The 18,979-nt window shown below is 56.1% G+C and carries 17 protein-coding genes; 6 read left to right on the forward strand and 11 right to left on the reverse strand.

From position 1 onward, the window contains the following. The 3 genes from ACR3EJ_RS07970 to ACR3EJ_RS07980 are packed head-to-tail and all read left to right on the forward strand — an operon-like array spanning position 1 to position 3,520. Entirely contained in the window at positions 1–1,545 is a 1,545-nt protein-coding gene (locus tag ACR3EJ_RS07970; protein WP_170545693.1) for a trimethylamine methyltransferase family protein, read from the forward strand. After that, positions 1,546–2,229: a TetR/AcrR family transcriptional regulator gene (locus ACR3EJ_RS07975; RefSeq protein WP_170545690.1), complete on the forward strand. Its 684-nt coding sequence runs from the start codon at positions 1,546–1,548 to the stop codon at positions 2,227–2,229. Beyond that, the gene (locus ACR3EJ_RS07980; RefSeq protein ID WP_170545688.1) at positions 2,216–3,520 is read left to right on the forward strand and encodes an FAD-dependent oxidoreductase; all 1,305 of its coding nucleotides are present in this window, start codon (positions 2,216–2,218) and stop codon (positions 3,518–3,520) included. Before ACR3EJ_RS07975 ends, ACR3EJ_RS07980 begins: the two co-directional genes overlap by 14 nt. Here the strand turns inward: ACR3EJ_RS07980 and ACR3EJ_RS07985 are convergent. After that, positions 3,517–6,912, reverse strand: a complete 3,396-nt coding sequence (locus ACR3EJ_RS07985; RefSeq protein ID WP_170545685.1) for an indolepyruvate ferredoxin oxidoreductase family protein — start codon at positions 6,910–6,912, stop codon at positions 3,517–3,519. The two genes, ACR3EJ_RS07980 and ACR3EJ_RS07985, sit on opposite strands and share 4 nt — an antisense overlap. Before the next feature lie 144 nt (positions 6,913–7,056). Here ACR3EJ_RS07985 and ACR3EJ_RS07990 point away from each other — a divergent pair, with 144 nt between their 5' ends. Next, on the forward strand, positions 7,057–7,518 hold the full coding sequence (locus tag ACR3EJ_RS07990; protein ID WP_170545682.1) for an Lrp/AsnC family transcriptional regulator: 462 nt from the start codon (positions 7,057–7,059) through the stop codon (positions 7,516–7,518). Between the two features lie 3 nt (positions 7,519–7,521). Here the strand turns inward: ACR3EJ_RS07990 and ACR3EJ_RS07995 are convergent, their stop codons facing one another. Next, positions 7,522–7,911: a DUF3307 domain-containing protein gene (locus tag ACR3EJ_RS07995; protein ID WP_010437966.1), complete on the reverse strand. Its 390-nt coding sequence runs from the start codon at positions 7,909–7,911 to the stop codon at positions 7,522–7,524. A gap of 169 nt (positions 7,912–8,080) precedes the next feature. On the opposite strand from ACR3EJ_RS07995, the gene ACR3EJ_RS08000 reads away from it, so the two are divergent. Continuing rightward, a complete protein-coding gene (locus tag ACR3EJ_RS08000) occupies positions 8,081–11,122 on the forward strand; it encodes an ABC transporter transmembrane domain-containing protein (RefSeq protein ID WP_170545679.1) in 3,042 nt (1,013 codons plus the stop codon). A 5-nt stretch (positions 11,123–11,127) separates the two neighbouring features. On the opposite strand, the gene ACR3EJ_RS08005 is transcribed toward ACR3EJ_RS08000, so the two are convergent. The 8 genes from ACR3EJ_RS08005 to ACR3EJ_RS08040 all read right to left on the reverse strand — a co-directional run bounded on the left by ACR3EJ_RS08005 (position 11,128) and on the right by ACR3EJ_RS08040 (position 18,180). Further along, complete coding sequence (locus ACR3EJ_RS08005; RefSeq protein ID WP_170477613.1) at positions 11,128–11,415, reverse strand: ArsR/SmtB family transcription factor; 288 nt, start codon at positions 11,413–11,415, stop codon at positions 11,128–11,130. Positions 11,416–11,528: 113 nt separating this feature from the next. After that, entirely contained in the window at positions 11,529–12,761 is a 1,233-nt protein-coding gene (locus ACR3EJ_RS08010) for a mandelate racemase/muconate lactonizing enzyme family protein (RefSeq protein ID WP_170545676.1), read from the reverse strand. A 20-nt stretch (positions 12,762–12,781) separates the two neighbouring features. Beyond that, complete coding sequence (locus ACR3EJ_RS08015) at positions 12,782–13,876, reverse strand: Zn-dependent alcohol dehydrogenase (protein WP_170545672.1); 1,095 nt, start codon at positions 13,874–13,876, stop codon at positions 12,782–12,784. A gap of 230 nt (positions 13,877–14,106) precedes the next feature. Then, positions 14,107–14,820 carry an alpha/beta fold hydrolase gene (locus ACR3EJ_RS08020; RefSeq protein WP_170545670.1) on the reverse strand — a complete coding sequence of 238 codons (714 nt, stop codon included), beginning with the start codon at positions 14,818–14,820 and terminating at the stop codon, positions 14,107–14,109. Between the two features lie 11 nt (positions 14,821–14,831). Next, on the reverse strand, positions 14,832–15,620 hold the full coding sequence (gene pcaD, locus ACR3EJ_RS08025; protein ID WP_170545667.1) for a 3-oxoadipate enol-lactonase: 789 nt from the start codon (positions 15,618–15,620) through the stop codon (positions 14,832–14,834). Between the two features lie 75 nt (positions 15,621–15,695). After that, positions 15,696–16,670 carry a threonine/serine dehydratase family protein gene (locus ACR3EJ_RS08030; protein WP_170545664.1) on the reverse strand — a complete coding sequence of 325 codons (975 nt, stop codon included), beginning with the start codon at positions 16,668–16,670 and terminating at the stop codon, positions 15,696–15,698. Next, positions 16,667–17,494, reverse strand: coding sequence for an alpha/beta fold hydrolase (locus tag ACR3EJ_RS08035; RefSeq protein ID WP_170545662.1), 828 nt, complete (start codon positions 17,492–17,494; stop codon positions 16,667–16,669). Before ACR3EJ_RS08035 ends, ACR3EJ_RS08030 begins: the two co-directional genes overlap by 4 nt. Further along, a complete protein-coding gene (locus tag ACR3EJ_RS08040; RefSeq protein WP_170545659.1) occupies positions 17,494–18,180 on the reverse strand; it encodes a haloacid dehalogenase type II in 687 nt (228 codons plus the stop codon). The genes ACR3EJ_RS08035 and ACR3EJ_RS08040 overlap by 1 nt, the downstream gene beginning before the upstream one ends. A gap of 123 nt (positions 18,181–18,303) precedes the next feature. Here ACR3EJ_RS08040 and ACR3EJ_RS08045 point away from each other — a divergent pair, with 123 nt between their 5' ends. Further along, positions 18,304–18,732, forward strand: coding sequence for an FKBP-type peptidyl-prolyl cis-trans isomerase (locus ACR3EJ_RS08045; RefSeq protein WP_170477588.1), 429 nt, complete (start codon positions 18,304–18,306; stop codon positions 18,730–18,732). 11 nt (positions 18,733–18,743) lie between these two features. Here ACR3EJ_RS08045 and ACR3EJ_RS08050 read toward each other — a convergent pair whose 3' ends face one another. Further along, entirely contained in the window at positions 18,744–18,932 is a 189-nt protein-coding gene (locus ACR3EJ_RS08050; protein ID WP_170477585.1) for a hypothetical protein, read from the reverse strand. Between the last annotated feature and the right edge of the window lie 47 nt (positions 18,933–18,979).

Raw genomic sequence — 18,979 nt, forward strand, 5'->3', positions numbered from 1 at the left:
ATGGAAGCAGAGGCCGGAAGACGCCGTCGCCGAGGGCGTGGGGCCGAGGCGGTCCCGCAACCCAGTCGTGACGTGAACTATCGTCAGCTGCGCAATCCGTTTCCGCAGATGGAAGTATTTCCGGCGGATCAGATTGCTGAGATGCACGAGACGGCCTTGCGCACGCTGGAAGAATTGGGTGTGAAGGTCCTGCTGCCCGAGGCGCGCCGGATTTATGCGCAGGGTGGTGCGCGCGTGAATGAAGATAATGAGATGGTCTTCATCGGGCGCGACATGGTCGAGGCTGCGGTGGCGTCGGCCCCGAAATCCATTGCCTGCCGCGCCGGGGCGCGGCGCAGGGATTTCACGCTGGAGCTAGGTTCTTTGGTGTTCCAACCCGGGGCTGGTGCTCCGAATGCGACTGATCTGGAGCGCGGGCGCAGGCCTGCAAACGGGCAAGACTATCTGGAGTTCCTCAAGCTCACGCATCATTTCGATGTCTTCCAGATGATCTCGCCTCAGGTCGAACCGCAGGACGTACCCACCAACGTCAGGCACTATTTCACCACCCAAGCGCAAATGGAATTGACGGACAAGTTCCCCTTCTTCTTCTCGCGCGGAACGCCTCAGGTGATCGACTGTTTTGAGATGCTGTCCATCGCGCGCGGGTTTAGCGATGATGAGTTCCGTGGCAATCCGCATTGTTACACGATCATCAACACCAATAGCCCGCGGACGCTGGATATTCCGATGGCGCAGGGGCTGATCGATTTTGCGCGCCACGGGCAGATGTCGATTATCACTCCATTTACCCTGATGGGTGCAATGGCGCCAATCACCGTTGCCGGAGCCATCACCCTGTCGCATGCCGAGGCGCTCGCTGCTTTGACACTGACGCAGTTGACAAACCCCGGCGCGCCAGTGTGCTATGGGACCTTCACCAGCAACGTTGATATGAAATCCGGTGCGCCTGCGTTTGGAACGCCTTCGCATTTTCAGGCGTCGTTGGCCGCGGGGCAACTCGCACGATACTTAGGCCTGCCTTGGCGATCGGCGGCAGGGTCGGCTTCGAACCTCAATGACGTACAGGCAGCCAACGAGAACCAGTTCGGTCTTTGGGGCTGCCTAATGGCCGGAGCGACAGTGATCATTCACTCAGCCGGTTGGCTTGAAGGTGGCCTGACGGTGTCCTTCGAAAAGATGATCTGTGATGCAGAAGTCCTGAACATGGTGGCCGAACTTTGCGCCGGAGCGCAGGCAGATAGTTCAGAGATAGGTTTCGATTCCGCGCTGAGCGAAGTTGAACCCAGCGGGCATTTCTTCGCGACCAGCCAGACGATGGAACGTTACAACACTGCATTTTACGAGCCACATATTCATGACTATGCCAATTTCGGGACTTGGACCGAGCGTGGTTCGGTCGACGCAAATCACCGGGCGACAGGCGTTTGGAAAGAAATTCTAGCGAATTTCGAAGCCCCAGCCCAGGATGTGAGCCGTCTTGGCACGTTGCATGAATTCATCGCACGTCGCACGGAAGCAGGCGGTGCACCGCCGGAGAGTTGAATGAGCACAAAACCAATCCTCCACCGGGACGATCCGGAAGCTGAACCCTTGACCGGCAATATTAAGGTCACACGTGATGACTGGTTGAACGTCGCCATGGACGTCTTGATCTCGGATGGGGTCGAGCAGGTGAAGGTCATGAACCTGGCGGAACGTATGGCGGTCTCGCGCTCCTCGTTCTACTGGTACTTCAAGTCCCGGCAGGAGTTGTTGGATGCGTTGCTGGCGCGATGGCAGGCGACCAACACGGCAGCATTGATCGCACAATCCGAACTGCCTGCAGAGACGATAACGGCGGCCGTTTGCAATGTTCAGCGTTGTGTCGTGAACTCAGAGCTTTTTGATACGGCGCTTGATTTTGCCGTTCGAGATTGGGCGCGACGATCGGGAAAGGTGCGACGCATGTTGGATCAATCCGACGCGAGACGTCTGGCAGCGCTGTGCACGATGTTCATCCGTTTCAACTATGATGAGACCGAAGCCGAGACTCGTGCACGCGTACTGTACTATATGCAGATTGGATATGATCTGGCGCAGTTGAACGAGCCGATGGCGACCAGGCTATCGATGGTGCCACACTATCTTTACGTCTTCACTGGGGTTGAGCCGCGACCCGAAGAAGTATCCGAATTCAGCGACTATGCGAAACGCCTTTGGGAGAGGACAGGACATGAGCCAACCTGATGCAATCATTATCGGAACCGGCGTAATTGGGGCCGCCATCGCCTTCGAGATGGCAAAGGCGGGTTGGAAGACTCTGTCACTGGACCGCAATACTCAAGTTGGGCATGGATCGACCGCCGGTTCATGCGCCATCGTTCGGATGCATTATTCGACTTTTGATGGCACGGCCTTCGCCTGGGAGGGATACCATTATTGGCGTGATTGGGCAGATTATCTGGGATTGTCCGATGATGCCAATCTGGCACAGTTCCGTGAAACCGGCTGTATGGTCATGAAGACGGAGGCCAATGGATTTCTTGAAAACCATAAGAAGTACAGTACCGAACTGGACTGTCCTTTTGAAGAATGGACACCGGAGAAGATTACGGAACGTCTGCCGATTTACACGTTAGACAGCTTCGCTCCGGCGCGGCGCATGGATGATCCAGAGTTTGGGCAATCGAACGGGGCACATGTTCAAGGCGCGGTTTTCTGGCCTAACGCGGGATATGTGACAGATCCGGCGTTGTCGGCCCAAAACCTGCTGGATGCGGCGAAGTTGCATGGTGCCGACGTTCGCACCGGTGCTGAGGTGCGTGAAATACTGACCAGCGAGGGCCGCGTTGCGGGCGTCAAACTTGCCTCGGGTGAAGAGATCCATGCCAAAGTGGTTGTAAACGTCGCTGGGCCTGGGTCGGCAATTGTTAACGAAATGGCTGGGGTTCTGGGTGACATGACCATCCGGACCCGCCCGCTGCGGCAGGAAGTCGTGCATGTACCGGCACCCGAAGGGTTTGATTTTGAGACACAAGGAACAATTGTCTCAGATAGCGACATCGCCCTTTATTGCCGCCCTGAGCATGGCAACCACATTCTGATCGGCTCGGAAGATCCGGCTTGCGATCCGCATCAGTGGTGCGAAGATGACGTGAATTATAACCACGAATTTACAGACCAGTGGACAACGCAAGCAATGCGCTACGCGCAGCGCGTTCCCAGCCTGGGGATACCCTCACGCACCCGGGGAGTCGTGGATTTGTACGATGCATCGACAGATTGGATTCCGATCTATGATAAATCCAGCCTTCCGGGGTTCTACATGGCCTGCGGCACCAGCGGGAACCAATACAAAAATGCTCCGATCGCGGGCAAGATGATGACCGCTTTGATCGGCTATGTCGAAGGTGGCGCAGATCATGATGCCAATCCGTTGCAGTTCGAGTTGCCCTATTTAGGCCGGACAATCGACACCGGATTTTATTCCCGCAAACGGCCCATCAATACCGAAAGCAGCTTTTCGGTTCTCGGTTAAGACACCTCTGCGCGCGCTGTTTCGAAGCTCTCTTCGCGTACCGGTCCGAACCCTCGTATCTGGTCCGCCGCCGAGAACGCGCGCAACCACTCTGCTTCTGCTCGTGCTGTCGGATTGGTCTGATACATGTTCAGAAGCCCTTCAAACCAATTCAGGATATTACGGTGCAGCCGCGCTTCGGCGTGATATCCGAACGGGTTCAGAGGTGATCCGCGCAATCCGCGCAACCGTGAAAGAACACGCAGAACCGGGTGCATCCATGCGCCCAACGCAAACTTGACCGGTCGCCCGCGCTCATCCTTGCGCCAACTCAGCAGCGGCGGGGCGAAATGATATTTGGTTTTGAAATCACCTTCGAACTGCTGTGCCAGCTCCTCGGAAAAGTCAGAAGATGTCTGCAGACGGGCGACTTCAAACTCGTCCTTGTAGGCCATGAAACGGAACAGATTTCGGGCAATCGTCTCAGCAAGCCCGTCCGGGATGTCTGAGTTTGACGATCGGATCGCCTTGATCCGCTGTGCGTAGCGGTTGGCATATTCGGCGTCCTGATAGTCAGTAAGAAAGGCAACCCGCCGCTCGATCATCTGGTCCAGTGTGTCCTCTGTCTCGGTCGGCTGAGCCAATCCCTGAACGCGTTCCGGATCAACTGCCAAACACCGTCCAAGGGCAAAAGCCAGTCGGTTCTTCTCAACCGCGACACCGTTTAGAAGAATTGCCTGCAACAGCGCGGCGTGTGACACAGGCACCAGCGCCTTTTGCCAAGCATAGCCCAACATGATGACATTGGCGAAAACCGTATCGCCTAACAGCGCTTCGGCCATCGCGTTTGCGTCAATGCTGGTTAAATTTTCCGCACCCACTACGTCTGCAATCGCCTGCTCCCGCGCGTCAACCCGTAGTTGGGCATCACGATGCAGCACAATATCTCCGGTAGGCATCTCGGCCCGGTTCAGAACGACGTGCGTCCCCGGCGCATAGTGAGCCGATGCTTTCGGGGCCGAGCTTACGACCACATCGCATCCGATCACAGCATCTGCAGCGCCATGATCAATGCGCACCTGGTTGAGCGTATCAGGTTCTTTACCGAGGCGGATGTAGCTGAGTACGGTTCCGAATTTCTGCGCAAATCCGGTGAAATCCAGAACCGAAGCCCCCTTACCTTCTAGATGCGCCGCCATGGTGATCAAGGCCCCGATCGTAACCACCCCGGTGCCTCCGACACCTGTCACCAGCAGATCAAAGGGGGACTCCAAAGATGCGGCTGAGGGCAGGCGCAGTCCCGCCTCAAGCGCATCAAGATCCAGATCGACGCTCTGCTTGCGTCGAGTAGCGCCCTCAATGGTCACGAAACTGGGGCAGAACCCGTTCAAGCACGAGAAATCCTTGTTGCAAGAGCTCAGATTAATCTTGCGCTTGCGGCCCAGCGGCGTTTCACGCGGCTCGACACTAAGGCAGTTCGATGCCACCGAACAATCGCCACAGCCTTCGCAGACGAGATCATTGATCCAAACAAATTTCTGTGGGTCTTCCATCATGCCGCGCTTGCGGCGGCGTCGCTTTTCGGTCGCGCAAGTCTGTTCGTAGATCAGAACGGTGACACCGGGTATGTCGCGCAGCTCGCGTTGCAGGCTGTCCATTTCTGCCCGGTCATGAAATGTAGTTCCCGCAGGGAATTCGGCACGGCCGAACTTGGTGATGTCATCCGAGACCAGTGCGATCCGCTCGACCCCCTCGGCGCGGCAGGTTTGCGCGATGCCTGCCACGCTGACTGGCCCGTCCACCGGCTGCCCTCCGGTCATTGCGACCGCATCGTTGTAGAGGATTTTATAGGTGATGTTCGTTCCTGCCGCGACCGCCTGTCGGATCGCGAGGGATCCCGAATGGTACCACGTCCCTTCGCCCAGATTCTGAAAGATATGCTTGCCGCCATTGAATTGTGAGGCCACCACGTGAGGCACGCCTTCTCCGCCCATCTGAGCGTAGCCGACGGTTTCGCGATCCATCCATGATGCCATGACATGGCACCCGATGCCGCTGGCAGCAGTGGAGCCTTCGGGTACTTTAGTCGAGGTGTTGTGCGGGCAACCCGAGCAGAAATAGGGCGTTCGCGTTGCACCCGGGACGTTGATCACGGGCGCTTCCGTCTCGGTCAGCGCGCGCGCTTTAGCAGGCAGGTTTTCTTCTGGAAAGAACGTGTCAAGGCGGGCGGCTACGATGGGGGCTAGCATCAACGGGCTGAGTTCCCCGGTCCACGGGATCAGCGGTTCACCATGGCTGTCATATTTGCCCACCATCTTGTGGGGTTTGTCGCCGGGCCAGTCATAGAAATACTCTTTGAACTGGCTTTCGATGATGCCGCGCTTTTCCTCGACGACCAGAACCTCGGCCTTGCCTTTCACAAAGCGCAACGCGTTGCGGCGGGCCAGCGGCCAGACCATCCCGACCTTGTAGATGTCGATCCCCAAGCGACGGCAAGCGGCTTGATCAAGGCCCAACAAACGCAGCGCCTCCATCAAATCAAGGTGACCTTTGCCGGTGGTCACAAATCCGAATTTGGCGTTGTCGATGTCATAGATGCGTCGGTCGATGGGGTTTTCTTCGGCAAATGCCCGGACGGCACGCAGTTTGTGTTGTATGCGGGTCTCGATTTCAGGCGAGGGCAGGTCGGCCGTCCGCACATGCAAGCCGCGTTCTGGCAGATCGATCCGGGGCGGGGTGAAACTGCGGTCCGGGCGCAGGTCGACCGAACGCGCGCTTTCTACTGTTTCCGAGATCGCCTTGAACCCGACCCATGTGCCCGAAAAGCGGGAAAGAGCGTATCCGTATTCGCCGAATTCCAGATATTCCTCGACCGAGGCCGGGTTCAATGTGGGCATAAACCACGCCATGAAGGCCACGTCCGATTGGTGCGGCATCGACGAACTGACGCAACCGTGGTCGTCGCCCGCCACCACAAGCACGCCGCCTTTCGGGGCGGAACCATAAGCATTGCCATGTTTTAACGCATCGCCTGAACGGTCGACGCCAGGGCCTTTGCCGTACCACATCGAAAAGATGCCCTCGACTTCGCAATGTGGGTCCAACGTGGCCTGTTGGGCACCCAGTACGGCTGTTGCGCCGAGGTCCTCGTTCACAGCGGGCATGAAGGTGATTCTGTCTGCTATTAATCGCTCTTTGGCGCGCCACAGCTCCAGGTCCAACCCGCCCAATGGCGATCCGCGATAGCCAGAGACAAAACCTGATGTATTCAAACCTGCCTGCCGATCGCGCCGCGCCTGATCCATCATGATCCGCGCGAGGGCCTGAGTGCCCGTCAAAAAGACCCGGCCTTGAGTTAGGGAATAGCGATCGTCGAGTTGATAGGTGCGAATATTTCGGTCGAGGTGGCTCATTGCATCGGGTCCATGGGATTATGCCTTTGGTTGAGGATATTTTAACCCAGTTCGAATGGTTAACCGTTCCATTTTGTGTGCCGAGATACGATATTTTGGAAAAAAAACTCACAATAGATCAAAATCTTGATTAGAATATCCAATATGATTGCTCTAGATGACCGAGACCGCCGAATTCTGACGCTGCTGCAGAATGACAGTCGAATTTCGAATGCAGATTTAGCCGACACAGTGGGGATGTCGGCCTCGGCGCTTTGGCGCAGAGTGCGCGCTCTTGAAGACGCAGGGATAATCGAACGCTATGGTGCCTTGGTGAACCCACCGGCGATGGGATTGACGTTCGAAGCAATCGTACATGTGCATCTGACGCGACACGATCCGGACAAAATCGTCGACTTCATCCGAGCGGTGGAACTAAGCCCCGAAATCCAGGAATGCTATGCAACCACGGGGCAGGCGGACTACCACTTGCGTGTCCTTTGCCGAGATCTGGCGGCTTACAATACGTTTCTGGAGGACTTCCTGTTTCGGCTGCCAGCCGTTGCCAGTGCGCAGACCAATGTGGTGTTGCGTACAATCAAAAGAAATCAACCGATCGTGCCTTAAGCTTCAAGCTGCGAAGACCACCCAGGCCCAGGCCATCCCGATATAGGTCAGGTTATGAAGCAATTGATCCAGACCAGCAGCGCGCCAGAAAGCTGCCTGATTGGGTTGTAGCTGTTTGCGATCTGAGTAATTGGCTTTTGCGAAATCTATGTGGAAATGCACGATCCATTCCAATGCAGCAATGATCAGAATAAATTCTATCGGCGCACGAAAGAGCGCAAAGATAATAACCGATCCCACAACATGCACAGCTGCATGTTGTGCGCGTCCCATGTGGAAATACGTGCCACGCCCAGAAAGCATTTTGGGCGTCTGTAAATAATAATCGGCGAACATGTGCTTGATCTGAAGCAGGCAGAGCAACAGAAACACAGCGCCAAAGTTGGCAGGCAAATGAATCCTCCCGATATCGTCCTGAATCAGAAGATTAGGGGGTAATGGCCTGCCGCGCAAATGAACTTGTTCACACAACGCGAAATAAGCGCGAATCGGATTTTCATTTGCGTCTGAGGATACGATTGCGGTAAATTCGTGCCGTTGTATTCACACCAAAATCAGTGATTTGAGCGGTGGGTCATTAGTAGGGGCGGGTTCAATCGAGCGAACGATCTTTCGGTTCATCTGGAAATACTCCAAACGCGATCAGCTGATTCTACTGGCCGTGACTGCGACGCTATTTCCATTACTTTATCTCACCTTGGAGCTCCCCAAACGCATCATCAATGATGCAATCGGTGCGACCAGTCAGATTGTCGACGTTTGGGGATATAGCCTGACACAAACTGCATTCCTGACGATTCTCTGCTTTGCCTTTCTGGCTGCGGTGCTGGCGCATGGTCTGATGAAAATGCGCATAAACACCATGAAGGGTGTCTTGAGCGAACGAATGCTGCGTCGATTTCGGTATCAGTTGATCAATCGCGCGCTTAGATTTCCGCAGCCCTATTTTGAGCGTGTGAGCCAGGGCGAAATGGTGTCGATGGTCACCGCTGAAAGCGAACCCATGGGGGGCTTGATGGGGGACGCGATCAGTCAGCCTGTGCTGCAGGCGGGTCAGATGATCACGATTCTGTCCTTTCTGTTTCTGCAAAGCGTCTGGTTCGGTCTGGCTGCCGTCGCCTTGATTCCTTTACAGGCCTGGTTGATCCCCAAACTGCAGCGTCAAATCAACTTGCTGAACAAGAAGCGCATTCAGGAGGTCCGCGTTCTGGCCGCCCAGATCGGTGAGAATGCCGCCGGTGCATCGACTTTGCGTGCCAATGGGGGGTGGCGGTATCGTCGTGCGATGATCTCGGATCAGTTGGGGCGGTTGTTCGCCATCCGCTTTGAGATCTATCAGAAAAAGTTCTTTATGAAGTTCATCAACAACTTCATCTCGCAGCTGACGCCCTTCATGTTTTATCTCGTCGGAGGCCTGCTGGTATTGCAGGGGTCGGTTTCTTTGGGCGCATTGGTGGCCGCGCTGGCCGCCTACAAAGATCTGAGCTCTCCTTGGAAGGAACTGCTGACCTACTACAACCAAACGCAGGATATGTCGCTGCGGTGGGATGTTGTGATCGAGCGATTCGCACCGGAAGGCATGATTGACGAGTCGCTGTTCGAAGGCGAGCCTTCTGAACGCCCCCACTTGAATGGTGATATCGTGCTGGACCGGGTCTCGGTTCGCGATATTGATGGCAATCAGGTGCTTGACGATCTGAACCTGACTTTTCCGGCCGGCAAGACCATTGGTATCTCGGCAACCAGCGAAGAAGATCGTGATGCACTGACCGAATTGCTGATCCGAGAGATTGCACCGACCTCTGGACGGATCGAAATCGGCGGCATCAATATGGCAGGCCTGCATCAGAGCGTAGTGGCAGCGCGGATCGGTCTGGCTACCTCTCGGCCGGTGATGTTTCAGGGTACGTTGGGCGAGAACGTGATTATGCCGATGCGCCCCCGCCCATTGTCCACCTCATCTGATGATCCGAATTTTGCGGAAACGCTGCGTGCGGGTAACAGCGCGGATCCAATAGATACCAAATGGTTTGATCCGGGATTGGCCGGTTTTGACGATACCGATCAGTTGCGTGAATGGTGGCTGCAGTTGATAGACGGCATGGGTTCAGGTGCCGCTCTGTTTCAGCGCGGGGCAGAACAGGCATTTGATCCCAATGAACATCCGCAGTTGGCGGCCAAACTGATCGAGCTGCGGCCATTGGTACAACAGGTAGTGCGCGAGGCTGGTCTAGCCGAGCAAGCTTTGGTTTTTGACCGGTCCACTTATAACCCCGCATTACCGGTTGCTGAAAACCTCTTGTTCGCGACGCCCTGCGTGCCAGTCAATCAACAACTTTTGGCGCGCCAAACCGTGTTTCTGGGTCAGTTGCGTGAGCTGGGGCTGGATGAAACTCTGGTCAGTCTGACCCGTGACGTGATTGAAATGCTACGCCAGATCTTCGGACTGGATGGAACCGACCACCCATTGTTCCGCAAACTCGGGCTCGAGGCTCAAACCTACGAGGCTGCGGTCGAATTGGTTGAGCAAACCCGCAAAGAAGGCACACAGGGCTTGGACGACGAGCAATTGGCCAGCTTGTTGTCGGTGCCGTTTGTGATCTCGGCGGAACAGATCGGTCCTGCGTTTTCGGACGAGCTAAAAAATCGCATCCTCGAGCTTCGCCACAGCCACTCGGAAAAATTGCTGGAACCTCTGCACGATGTTTTTGTGCCTTTGAATGAGAACGCCTTTGCGCCTGGCCTGACTGTCATGGAAAATGCGTTATTCGGTAAGGTCAGCCAGATTGGTGGTGCGCGAACCGATGAGGCACGCAAGCTGATCGTCGATGCGTTGGCTGAAAATGGCGCGCGTCCGTTGGTGGTTGAATTGATCTATGATGTGCCGGTTTCACTTGGTGGTCAGAACTTGCCGGCGGTGTTTGCTGAACCCTTGGCCTTTACGCGCGCAACAATCAAAAAGCCGGACATTTTGATCCTGGAAACTGCGTTGGCCAGCTATGACATGGAAACGCAGGTCGCGGTTTACAAAAATCTGCGTGAACTTTTGCCCGAAACTACGGTAATCTACCTGAATGATACGTTCGAAAATCCAGATGTTTTCGACATGCATGTCGAAATTCGTCAGGGTCGGGTCGTGACTGGCGAAGGCCCAACCGACGTCGAGGGTGACAGCGCTGCATCTGCCGACCTGAGTCGCAAATTGCGAGCGCTGGAACAAACACCGTTGTTCTCGGGTCTTGACCGCCGTCAGCTCCGCCTGCTGGCCTTTGGTGCGCGTTGGTTCGAGGCCAAGGCCGGCCAGGTGGTGTTCCTAAAGGACGACCAGCCAACCGATGGGGCCTATGTCGTCCTCGAAGGCGAAGCGGGTCTTTATCTGCCGCGTTCGGGCGAGGACGACCAACTTATCATAACCGTCGGCGCTGGTGCTTTGGTCGGTGAGCTCGGATTGATCCGTAAAGAGCCACGGGCCTTGAGCATGGTGGCAGAAACGGACCTGTCCTGTCTGCGAATTGGTGAAGAAGAATTCCTGGCCGTGGTCGAAAATGATGCCGCCACAGCCTTCAAGCTGCTGCAGGTTATCGCAGGATATGTCTCGAACTGATCGGCCTAGGCATCTGGCTCACAAAACAGGCTATAGAGAAGTTCGATCATCTGCGCAGCTTTGCCATCATTCAGTGCGTAATAGATCGTTTTGCCATCGCGTCGGGTTTTTACTAGTCCTTCGTCGCGTAAGCGTGCAAGCATTTGGCTGACCGCTGCCTGCCGAAGCTCCAGCAAATCCTCCAACTCTCCTACAGAACGCTCGCCGTCTCCCAGATGGCACAGGATCATCAGGCGACCTTCATGTGCCAGGGCCTTGAGGAATACCGCTGCCCGTGCCGCACTTTCTTTCATATCTGCGGGGGTTTCCCCCGACAAAATTTGAGTGTCGTTATCCTGAGGTCTCACGCAACAACCTAAGATCTACTTCTGGGTCGGATCAATATGCCTTACTTGCCGTCCGATTGTCACCCCTCGACCACAGGAGCGCCGCCCTGAAATGCATTTCCATTTACATAGTCGCAGGGCGCTTCCTGCATCTCTAAGTGCAGACCATCACCTATGTAGGGGTGTGCGCGCGCAAGGTCCTCGTCAACGTCAATACCAAGCCCGGGCTTGGTGGGAGGAGTGACAAAGCCCTCGTTGACGCGGATGCTTCCTTTGATCAGTTGGTCGTGAAACGGCGTTTCGATACTTTCCAGAAGCAACAGGTTTGGAATCGATGCGGCCAGATGAATGTTGGCAGCCCATTCAATCGGGCCCGCATATAGATGCGGTGCCATCTGCGCGTTAAAAACCTCGGCCATGGCGGCGACCTTCTTCATCTCCCAGATACCGCCTGCACGGCCAAGTGCGGGTTGCAGTATTTCGGCGGCGCCTGCGCGCAATACCGCGCCGAATTCGGCCTTGGTCGTCATCCGCTCACCCGTCGCGACAGGTATGCGGACATTGCGCGCCACGCGAGCCATATCTTCGATCATGTCCGGAGGAGTGGGCTCCTCAAACCACAAAGGTGAATAGGGCTCCAGCGCTTGTCCCAGACGAATTGCTCCGGCGGTGTTGAACTGACCGTGGGTGCCGAATAGCAGGTCGGCCTTGTCTCCGACCGCCTCGCGAATGGCGTTACAGAATGCAACTGACATTGAGATATCCGACATAGCAGGCATATGCCCGCCGCGGATCGTATAGGGCCCCGCCGGATCGAATTTGATAGCTGTGTAGCCGCGTCGAACCATTTCTGCCGCACTTTCACCGGCCTGTTCCGGCGAGGTCCAGAAGTCAGCCAGATCGTGCTGAGGAAGCGGGTAGAGATAGGTATAGGCCCGGATACGGTCGTTCATCCTGCCGCCCAGAAGTGCATAGACCGGTCGGTCCCGATCTTTGCCAAGAATGTCCCAGCATGCGATCTCTAAGCCCGAAAACGCGCCCATGACAGTCAGATCCGGGCGCTGCGTAAATCCGCTGGAGTATGCACGCCGGAACATCAATTCGATATTCTCGGGGTTCTCCCCTTGCATGTGCCGTTCGAACACATCGCGGATGACATGGGTCATGGCATCGTGTCCGACCGAGGATGCATAGCATTCTCCCCATCCAACCACACCCGTATCGGTCGAGACTTTGACCAGAATCCAATAGCGCCCACCCCAGCCTGGGGCCGGAGGGGCGGTAACGATGACATCGAGATCCTGCAGTTTCATCAGGCGCTCCTTTCAGGGGTTCAGTCGCGGTCGAACATGATCACATTGCGCTTAGCAGCACCGGTCTTGGTATCCTCGATGGCTTCGTTGATCTGTGAAAGGGACCAGCGACCCGAGATCAATTCGTCCAGTTTCAGCCGCCCCTGTTCATAAAGATCAATCATCCATGGAATATCGCGCTGGATCACGACGTCTCCCATTTTTGACCCAACCATGCCTTGCCCAAGCGCTGCCAAAACAACGGGTTCATAGCTGGACATGTCACCAGAATGCGGCATCCCGATCATGATCGCTTTGCCACCGCGGCCCAGATAGCGCGGGGCCTGGTCATAGGCTGGGATTGCGCCAACGGTAATCAGAACCGCGTCTGCTCCACGCCCGCCAAGCGCTTTATACGCGGCTTTCCACGGCTCCCTGAGGTTGCCCAGAACACCATGCGTCGCTCCGAACTCTTTAGCGATCTCAAGCTTTTCTTCGGTCATGTCGACAGCAACGATACGGCGCGCGCCGGCGATACGTGCGCCTTGAATCGCATTTAGGCCAACCCCACCGGCACCAATCACCACAACATCCTGCCCGGGGCGCAATTCAGCGGCGTTTACGGCGGCACCGACCCCGGTGATCACGCCACACGAGAGCAGGCTGGCGAGATCCTTTGGTAGTGTTTCGGGAATTCTGACGATCTGACGATGGCTAACCACGACTTTCTCGGCAAATGCACCGCAAGCCATCGCTTGTTCCAATGCGCCCCCGTCTGCGGTTCGTAGCGGTCCTTTGATCGTGTCATATGGCGTTTCGCAAATTGTGGGTTTTCCCCCAGCGCAAGAGGGGCATGACCCGCACGCACGGATCAGTGTCACGACCACCGGGTCACCAACATTAAAATCGCCTGCACCGTCTCCGACTGCCGAGATTGTCCCAGCGGCCTCATGCCCGTAAACGGCAGGTAGGTGACCGCCCCATGCCCCGCTGGCGAATGAGATATCCGAATGGCAGATTGCCACGGCCTCCAGCGTAACTTCTACCTCACCCATTCCAGGTGGGGCGATCAGAATGTCTTCGATGATTAGCGGTTCGCCGAACGCCCGGCACACGGCTGCTTTGATGGATTGCATGTTTTTCCCCGTTCCCGTTTGAGCTCACGGTGGCCCGTCCTGGTCTAACCTGCAAGGTGGTTTCCGTCACGTATATGTCGTTGTTATGCCAATGCGGCGCGCGCGTTCATAAATGCAGCAGGCTGTTATCAATCTTTCCGCCTCGCATTCCGCAAGAGCCGAACGAATAGCTGGGCCAGTTTTACACCCCGCCTTCGCGGTGATTGCGATCGCTTGTCATCGGGCCCCGGTCACATTCGTTCCGAGATCTGGTGCATCAATCCGGCCAGATGCTCAGGGTGCGAGAAGAACGGTGAATGAGAACTGTCGATGGTCAGGCACATACCGGCGTCTGCGCATCCAGCCATTTCGGCTTGATACTCGGTCGGCACTGTACGGTCATCAGTCGTTCGGATGTATCCTTTTGGGACGCTGGCGAAGTTTTTGCCTGTATCTAATGGTGTCGCTTGCGGCGCGATAGCTTGGGGGCATAAGCGACCAAACGCGTAGGCCACAACCTCATGCGGGCAGTCATGATAAAACAGATCATGAACCCGATCCGGCACAACCGTATACGATAGACCATCAGAAGATTTTTCGACGGCATCACCTATCAGCTGGCGAGGCGCGCGTTTACGCATTTCAATCATGGAAAGCCCGGATTGCGGGACATATGCGCTGAGATAAATTACACCCCGCATGGCGTCCGGATCAGCCTCGGCAGCGGCGCTGACGGGATAACCACCCCAGGAGTGTGCCACGATGATCGATTGTGGTGTTGAGGCTTTCAAAATTGAATCCCGGCACGAATCGAGGGTCACATCCTGAATTGGAGTTGGGTCCGAACCATGGCTTGGCATATCGATAGCGCGGGCAGAATGCCCGAATGTGGTCAATTCCGGAATCAGGTCACGCCAGCACCAGGCACCGTGGCATGACCCGTGGACTAGTAAGAAGTCCGCCAACTCTTTCTCCCTCAGATATGGCCGATCTCGATCAGGAAATTGCCAAGCAATTCGGCATATTCCTGCGGGCGCTCGACACATGGCAGATGACCCGCCCGTCGGATCAGTGCAAAGCGCGAGCCAGGTATCAGATCAACCGTTTCATGTACCAGATCGGGCGGAGTCGAACCGTCCTCGCTGCCGGCAATTCCCAATGTGGGCAGCCGCAGGCCGCTGGTGGGCGTATAGAAATCTGTGCCCGAAATTGCGGCACAACACCCCAGATAGCCCTCAACTGGTTGCCGAACCATCATGTTTCGCCACAAGGGCATCTCAGGGCCGGACTGGAAGTGTTTCGAGAACCAACGCTCCATTGTGGCGTCAGCAAGAGCTTCGATCCCACCGGCGCGAACGGCTGCCATACGATCTTGCCAGATCTTAGGCGTCCCAATCTTGGCAGCGGTATTCGACAGCACCAGTGCGCGGATCTGGTCCATGCGCTTTACCGCCAATCCCTGCGCAATCATACCGCCGATGGACAGGCCGACAAACACGCAGTCTTTTACCTCGAGATGATCCAGCAGTTGTTCAGCATCTCGTATCAAGCTCCCCATTGAGTATGGGGCGGCCGGTTGGGACGATAATCCGTGTCCGCGTTTATCGAATCTGATGATCCGTAACCCTTTGGGTAGAAAAGGTATAATCGGGTCCCAAAGGCGCATGTCGGTACCCAGTGAATTGGCAAATACAATGGGGGCTCCGTCGACATCTCCGTCAATTCGATAGTGTAGACTTACGTCTTTCAGGTTAGCGATACGCATGTAATCGGTCCCCGTCTGCTCAGGGTGCCTAATAAAACAAACTCGATCAGATTTTGCACCGATCGCTTCCGATTGTCAGGTAAGGAATTCCAACGCTTGTTCAAATATCTGTGGATCTACATTCCCGCCCGAGGCCACGACGATCACGGTATCCCCCTCAATTTGATCTTTCCGAAACAGCGCTGACGCCAAAGACACCGCTCCACCTGGCTCCAACACTATCTTGAGGCGCAAAAAGGCGAGGGCCACGGCGTGCAGTGCCTCTTGTTCAGATACTGCAAGTCCGGGGCCGCAAAGCCGTTGAAGAATCGGAAAGGTAATTCGCCCCGGTTGCGGTGTCAGGATTGCGTCGCAGATGTTGCCGGATGAGGCATTGTTGCTCTGGATAGCGCCAACCTGCAGAGAGCGTTTAACATCGTCAAACCCCTCGGGCTCACATGGGCGCGCGCGTAGGCCGGGTGCATGATGTTCCAGAGCCAGTGCAACGCCAGAGGTCAACCCACCTCCGCCGCAACATACGAGGACATCGCCTTCGGTCACGTCAAGCTCGAGCGCCTGACGCGCCAACTCCAATCCCGTCGTACCTTGCCCTGCAATCACTTGCGGCTCATCATAGGGTCGGATCAGCGTCAAACCGCGCTCAGTAGCCAACGCTTCACCGATGTCTTCACGGCTTTCGGTTGCACGGTCGTAGAGGACCACTTCACCCTCCAGCGCGCGGGTGTTTTCAATCTTCAGCTTCGGCGCATCCGACGGCATGACGATGACTGAAGATATCCCGTGTTGAGCTGCTGCATAGGCAACGCCCTGCGCGTGATTGCCCGAGGAATAGGCGATCACGCCGCGGTTGCGCACCGCGTCATCCAGCGCAGAGATTGCGGACCACGCGCCGCGAAACTTGAAACTACCGGTGTGTTGCAGGCATTCGGGTTTTACCAATACGCGGCGACCCGCGATTTCATCCAGAAAAGGAGATGACAGAAGCGGGGTCTCGCGCACGTGCCCCTTCAGCCTGTCGGATGCGGCTTCGATCATGTCAATGTTGCTCATGTGGCATCCAATATTTGGTGGATAAGGTCGAGGGATTGCAGTTCGTTCAGGAACGGAACGTGACCACGGTCCGGCACTTCCGTTGAGATCAGTTTAGGGTGGCGCGCGTGCATTTCTTGTACTGTGGCAGTGCTCAGCAGGTCGGAATTCGCACCCCGGATAACGCCAGTTGGGATATCGTGCAACGCGTCGAACATAGGCCAAAGGTCAGGAGCGGGCGTGTTTGCCGCCTGTTCGATCAGCGCGTTTCTCAGGGCAGGGTCATAGCGCAGGTCCAGACCGGTGTCGGTCTGGATGTACTGGTTCTCAACCTGCTGTCTCCAGATGTCCAAAGAGACACCTGGGAATTGCGGTTCCATAATGACCCCAAGGGCGTGTGCCGCATCGTCGTAGGTCTTTGAAGTTGGGCGGTTGCCGACATAGTCCAAGATCTTGGCAATACCACCGAGTTCGATCACCGGACCAACGTCGTTTAGGATAACACCTGCCAGACGGTCAGGATGGCTGGTGGCCAGCGCCATGGCAATCAGGCCCCCGCGCGAGGTGCCCAACAGCGTTACCTTGCCCAAGCCCAGGTGATCCAGCAATTCAACAGCATCCTGCCCCTCGCGCAGAATGTTGTAGTTCATGTAGTCCGCATCAAAATCGGATTTTCCGCGCCCGCGATAATCCATCGAAATCATTCGAAGATCCGCCACATGCGGTGCAAGAAATGAAAAGTCTCGGCAATTTCGGGTCAAACCCGCCAGGCAAAGCAGTGGCTGACCTGTACCTGTCTCTTCGTAATAGAGGCGCCTGCCGTCCGAAGTGGTGAAATACGCCATCAAAGCCCCGCCAATTGCGGGATCGTTGTCAGGTCAGACAGCACATGGGCAGGTTTCCAGGGCAGGCGGTCCATCGGTTCCCCTGCGCGATTCACCCAAGCGGTAACAAATCCATAACCGCTTGCCCCAGCGGCATCCCAGCCGTTTGAACTGACGAACAGCACTTCGTCACGCGCGCAGCCAAACCGGTTTTGCACGAGGTCATAGACGCTGGCGTGGGGTTTGAAGACCCCGACGCTTTCAACCGACAACACGCCATCAAGCACATCTCCGATCCCAGCAGATTGAACCGCACCATCCAACATAGGAGGTGAACCGTTGGACAGGATGGCCGTCTGCATTCCGCCTGCTTTCAGCGCCTTCAGCATCTCGGGGACTTCGGGAAAGGCCTGCAACTCCCAATACAAATCCAGCAGGCGCTGCCGAAGGGTGTTATCCCCTTGCAGGCCAACCGCTTCCAACGCCCAATCCAGCCCATCTTGCGTGACGTCCCAAAAGTCACAATGCGCATCAGCGACAGCACGCAGCCAAGTGTATTGCAGTTGCTTCAGACGCCAGTGATTGGCCAATTCGGGCCATTTATCCGCCAGCGCCTCGAACCCCGGTTCCGCTGCGGCCTGCCGGGCAGCAGCAGCCACGTCAAACAGAGTGCCATACGCGTCGAATACACATGTGGTGATAGCCATCCGATCCTCCCCTGATCGGGCGCAGGTAAACACAACCGGTTCCGGGGTTAAAGAGGGCAGGGTTTACAATGCCGTGTCAGCCTCTAGGCTGCGCCGTTCATTCCTTTCAGGCCGGAGGCCACCATGACCGCAATAAAAGATGGCGACACCGTTCGCATCCACTACACCGGAACTCTGTTGGACGGCAAAGTCTTCGACAGCTCCGAGGGGCGCGATCCGCTTGAGTTTGCGGTTGGTTCCGGGCAGATCATCCCCGGTCTGGATGCTGCCCTGCCGGGGATGGAGATTGGCGAGAAAAAGCGTGTCGAGATTGATTGCGTCGAAGCCTATGGTCCGATCAATCCGGGTATGCGGCAACAAATACCGCGTGAAGGCATCCCGGATGACATTCCGCTGGAACCCGGCACGCAATTGCAGATGCAAACACCTGACGGTCAGGCGCTGCCAGTGACTGTTGTCGAAGTAGATGAGGCGACGGTGACCCTGGATGCAAATCATCCATTGGCGGGGCAGGATCTGGTATTTGATATCGAAATAGTTTCGATCAACTGATCCCGTTCAGATCAAAGGCCGGGGATATGTGACAACATAGGCTCAACCGCATCGCGTACGGGCGGTTGGGTCAGAAACACAAAGGCAATCAGCAGCGATGTGAGTATTAGCAGGAACAGACGTGCACGCCCGCTTCCTGACTTGCGTTTCAACGCTGGCGAGCGCGCGTTACTCGCAAGGATTTGTTCAAGTTTGCTCATATCGTAATCCCTGCGGGGCAAAGATGGTCAAATCTTGGCACCCGCAG

This window comes from Ruegeria sp. AB11 (assembly GCF_056536325.1).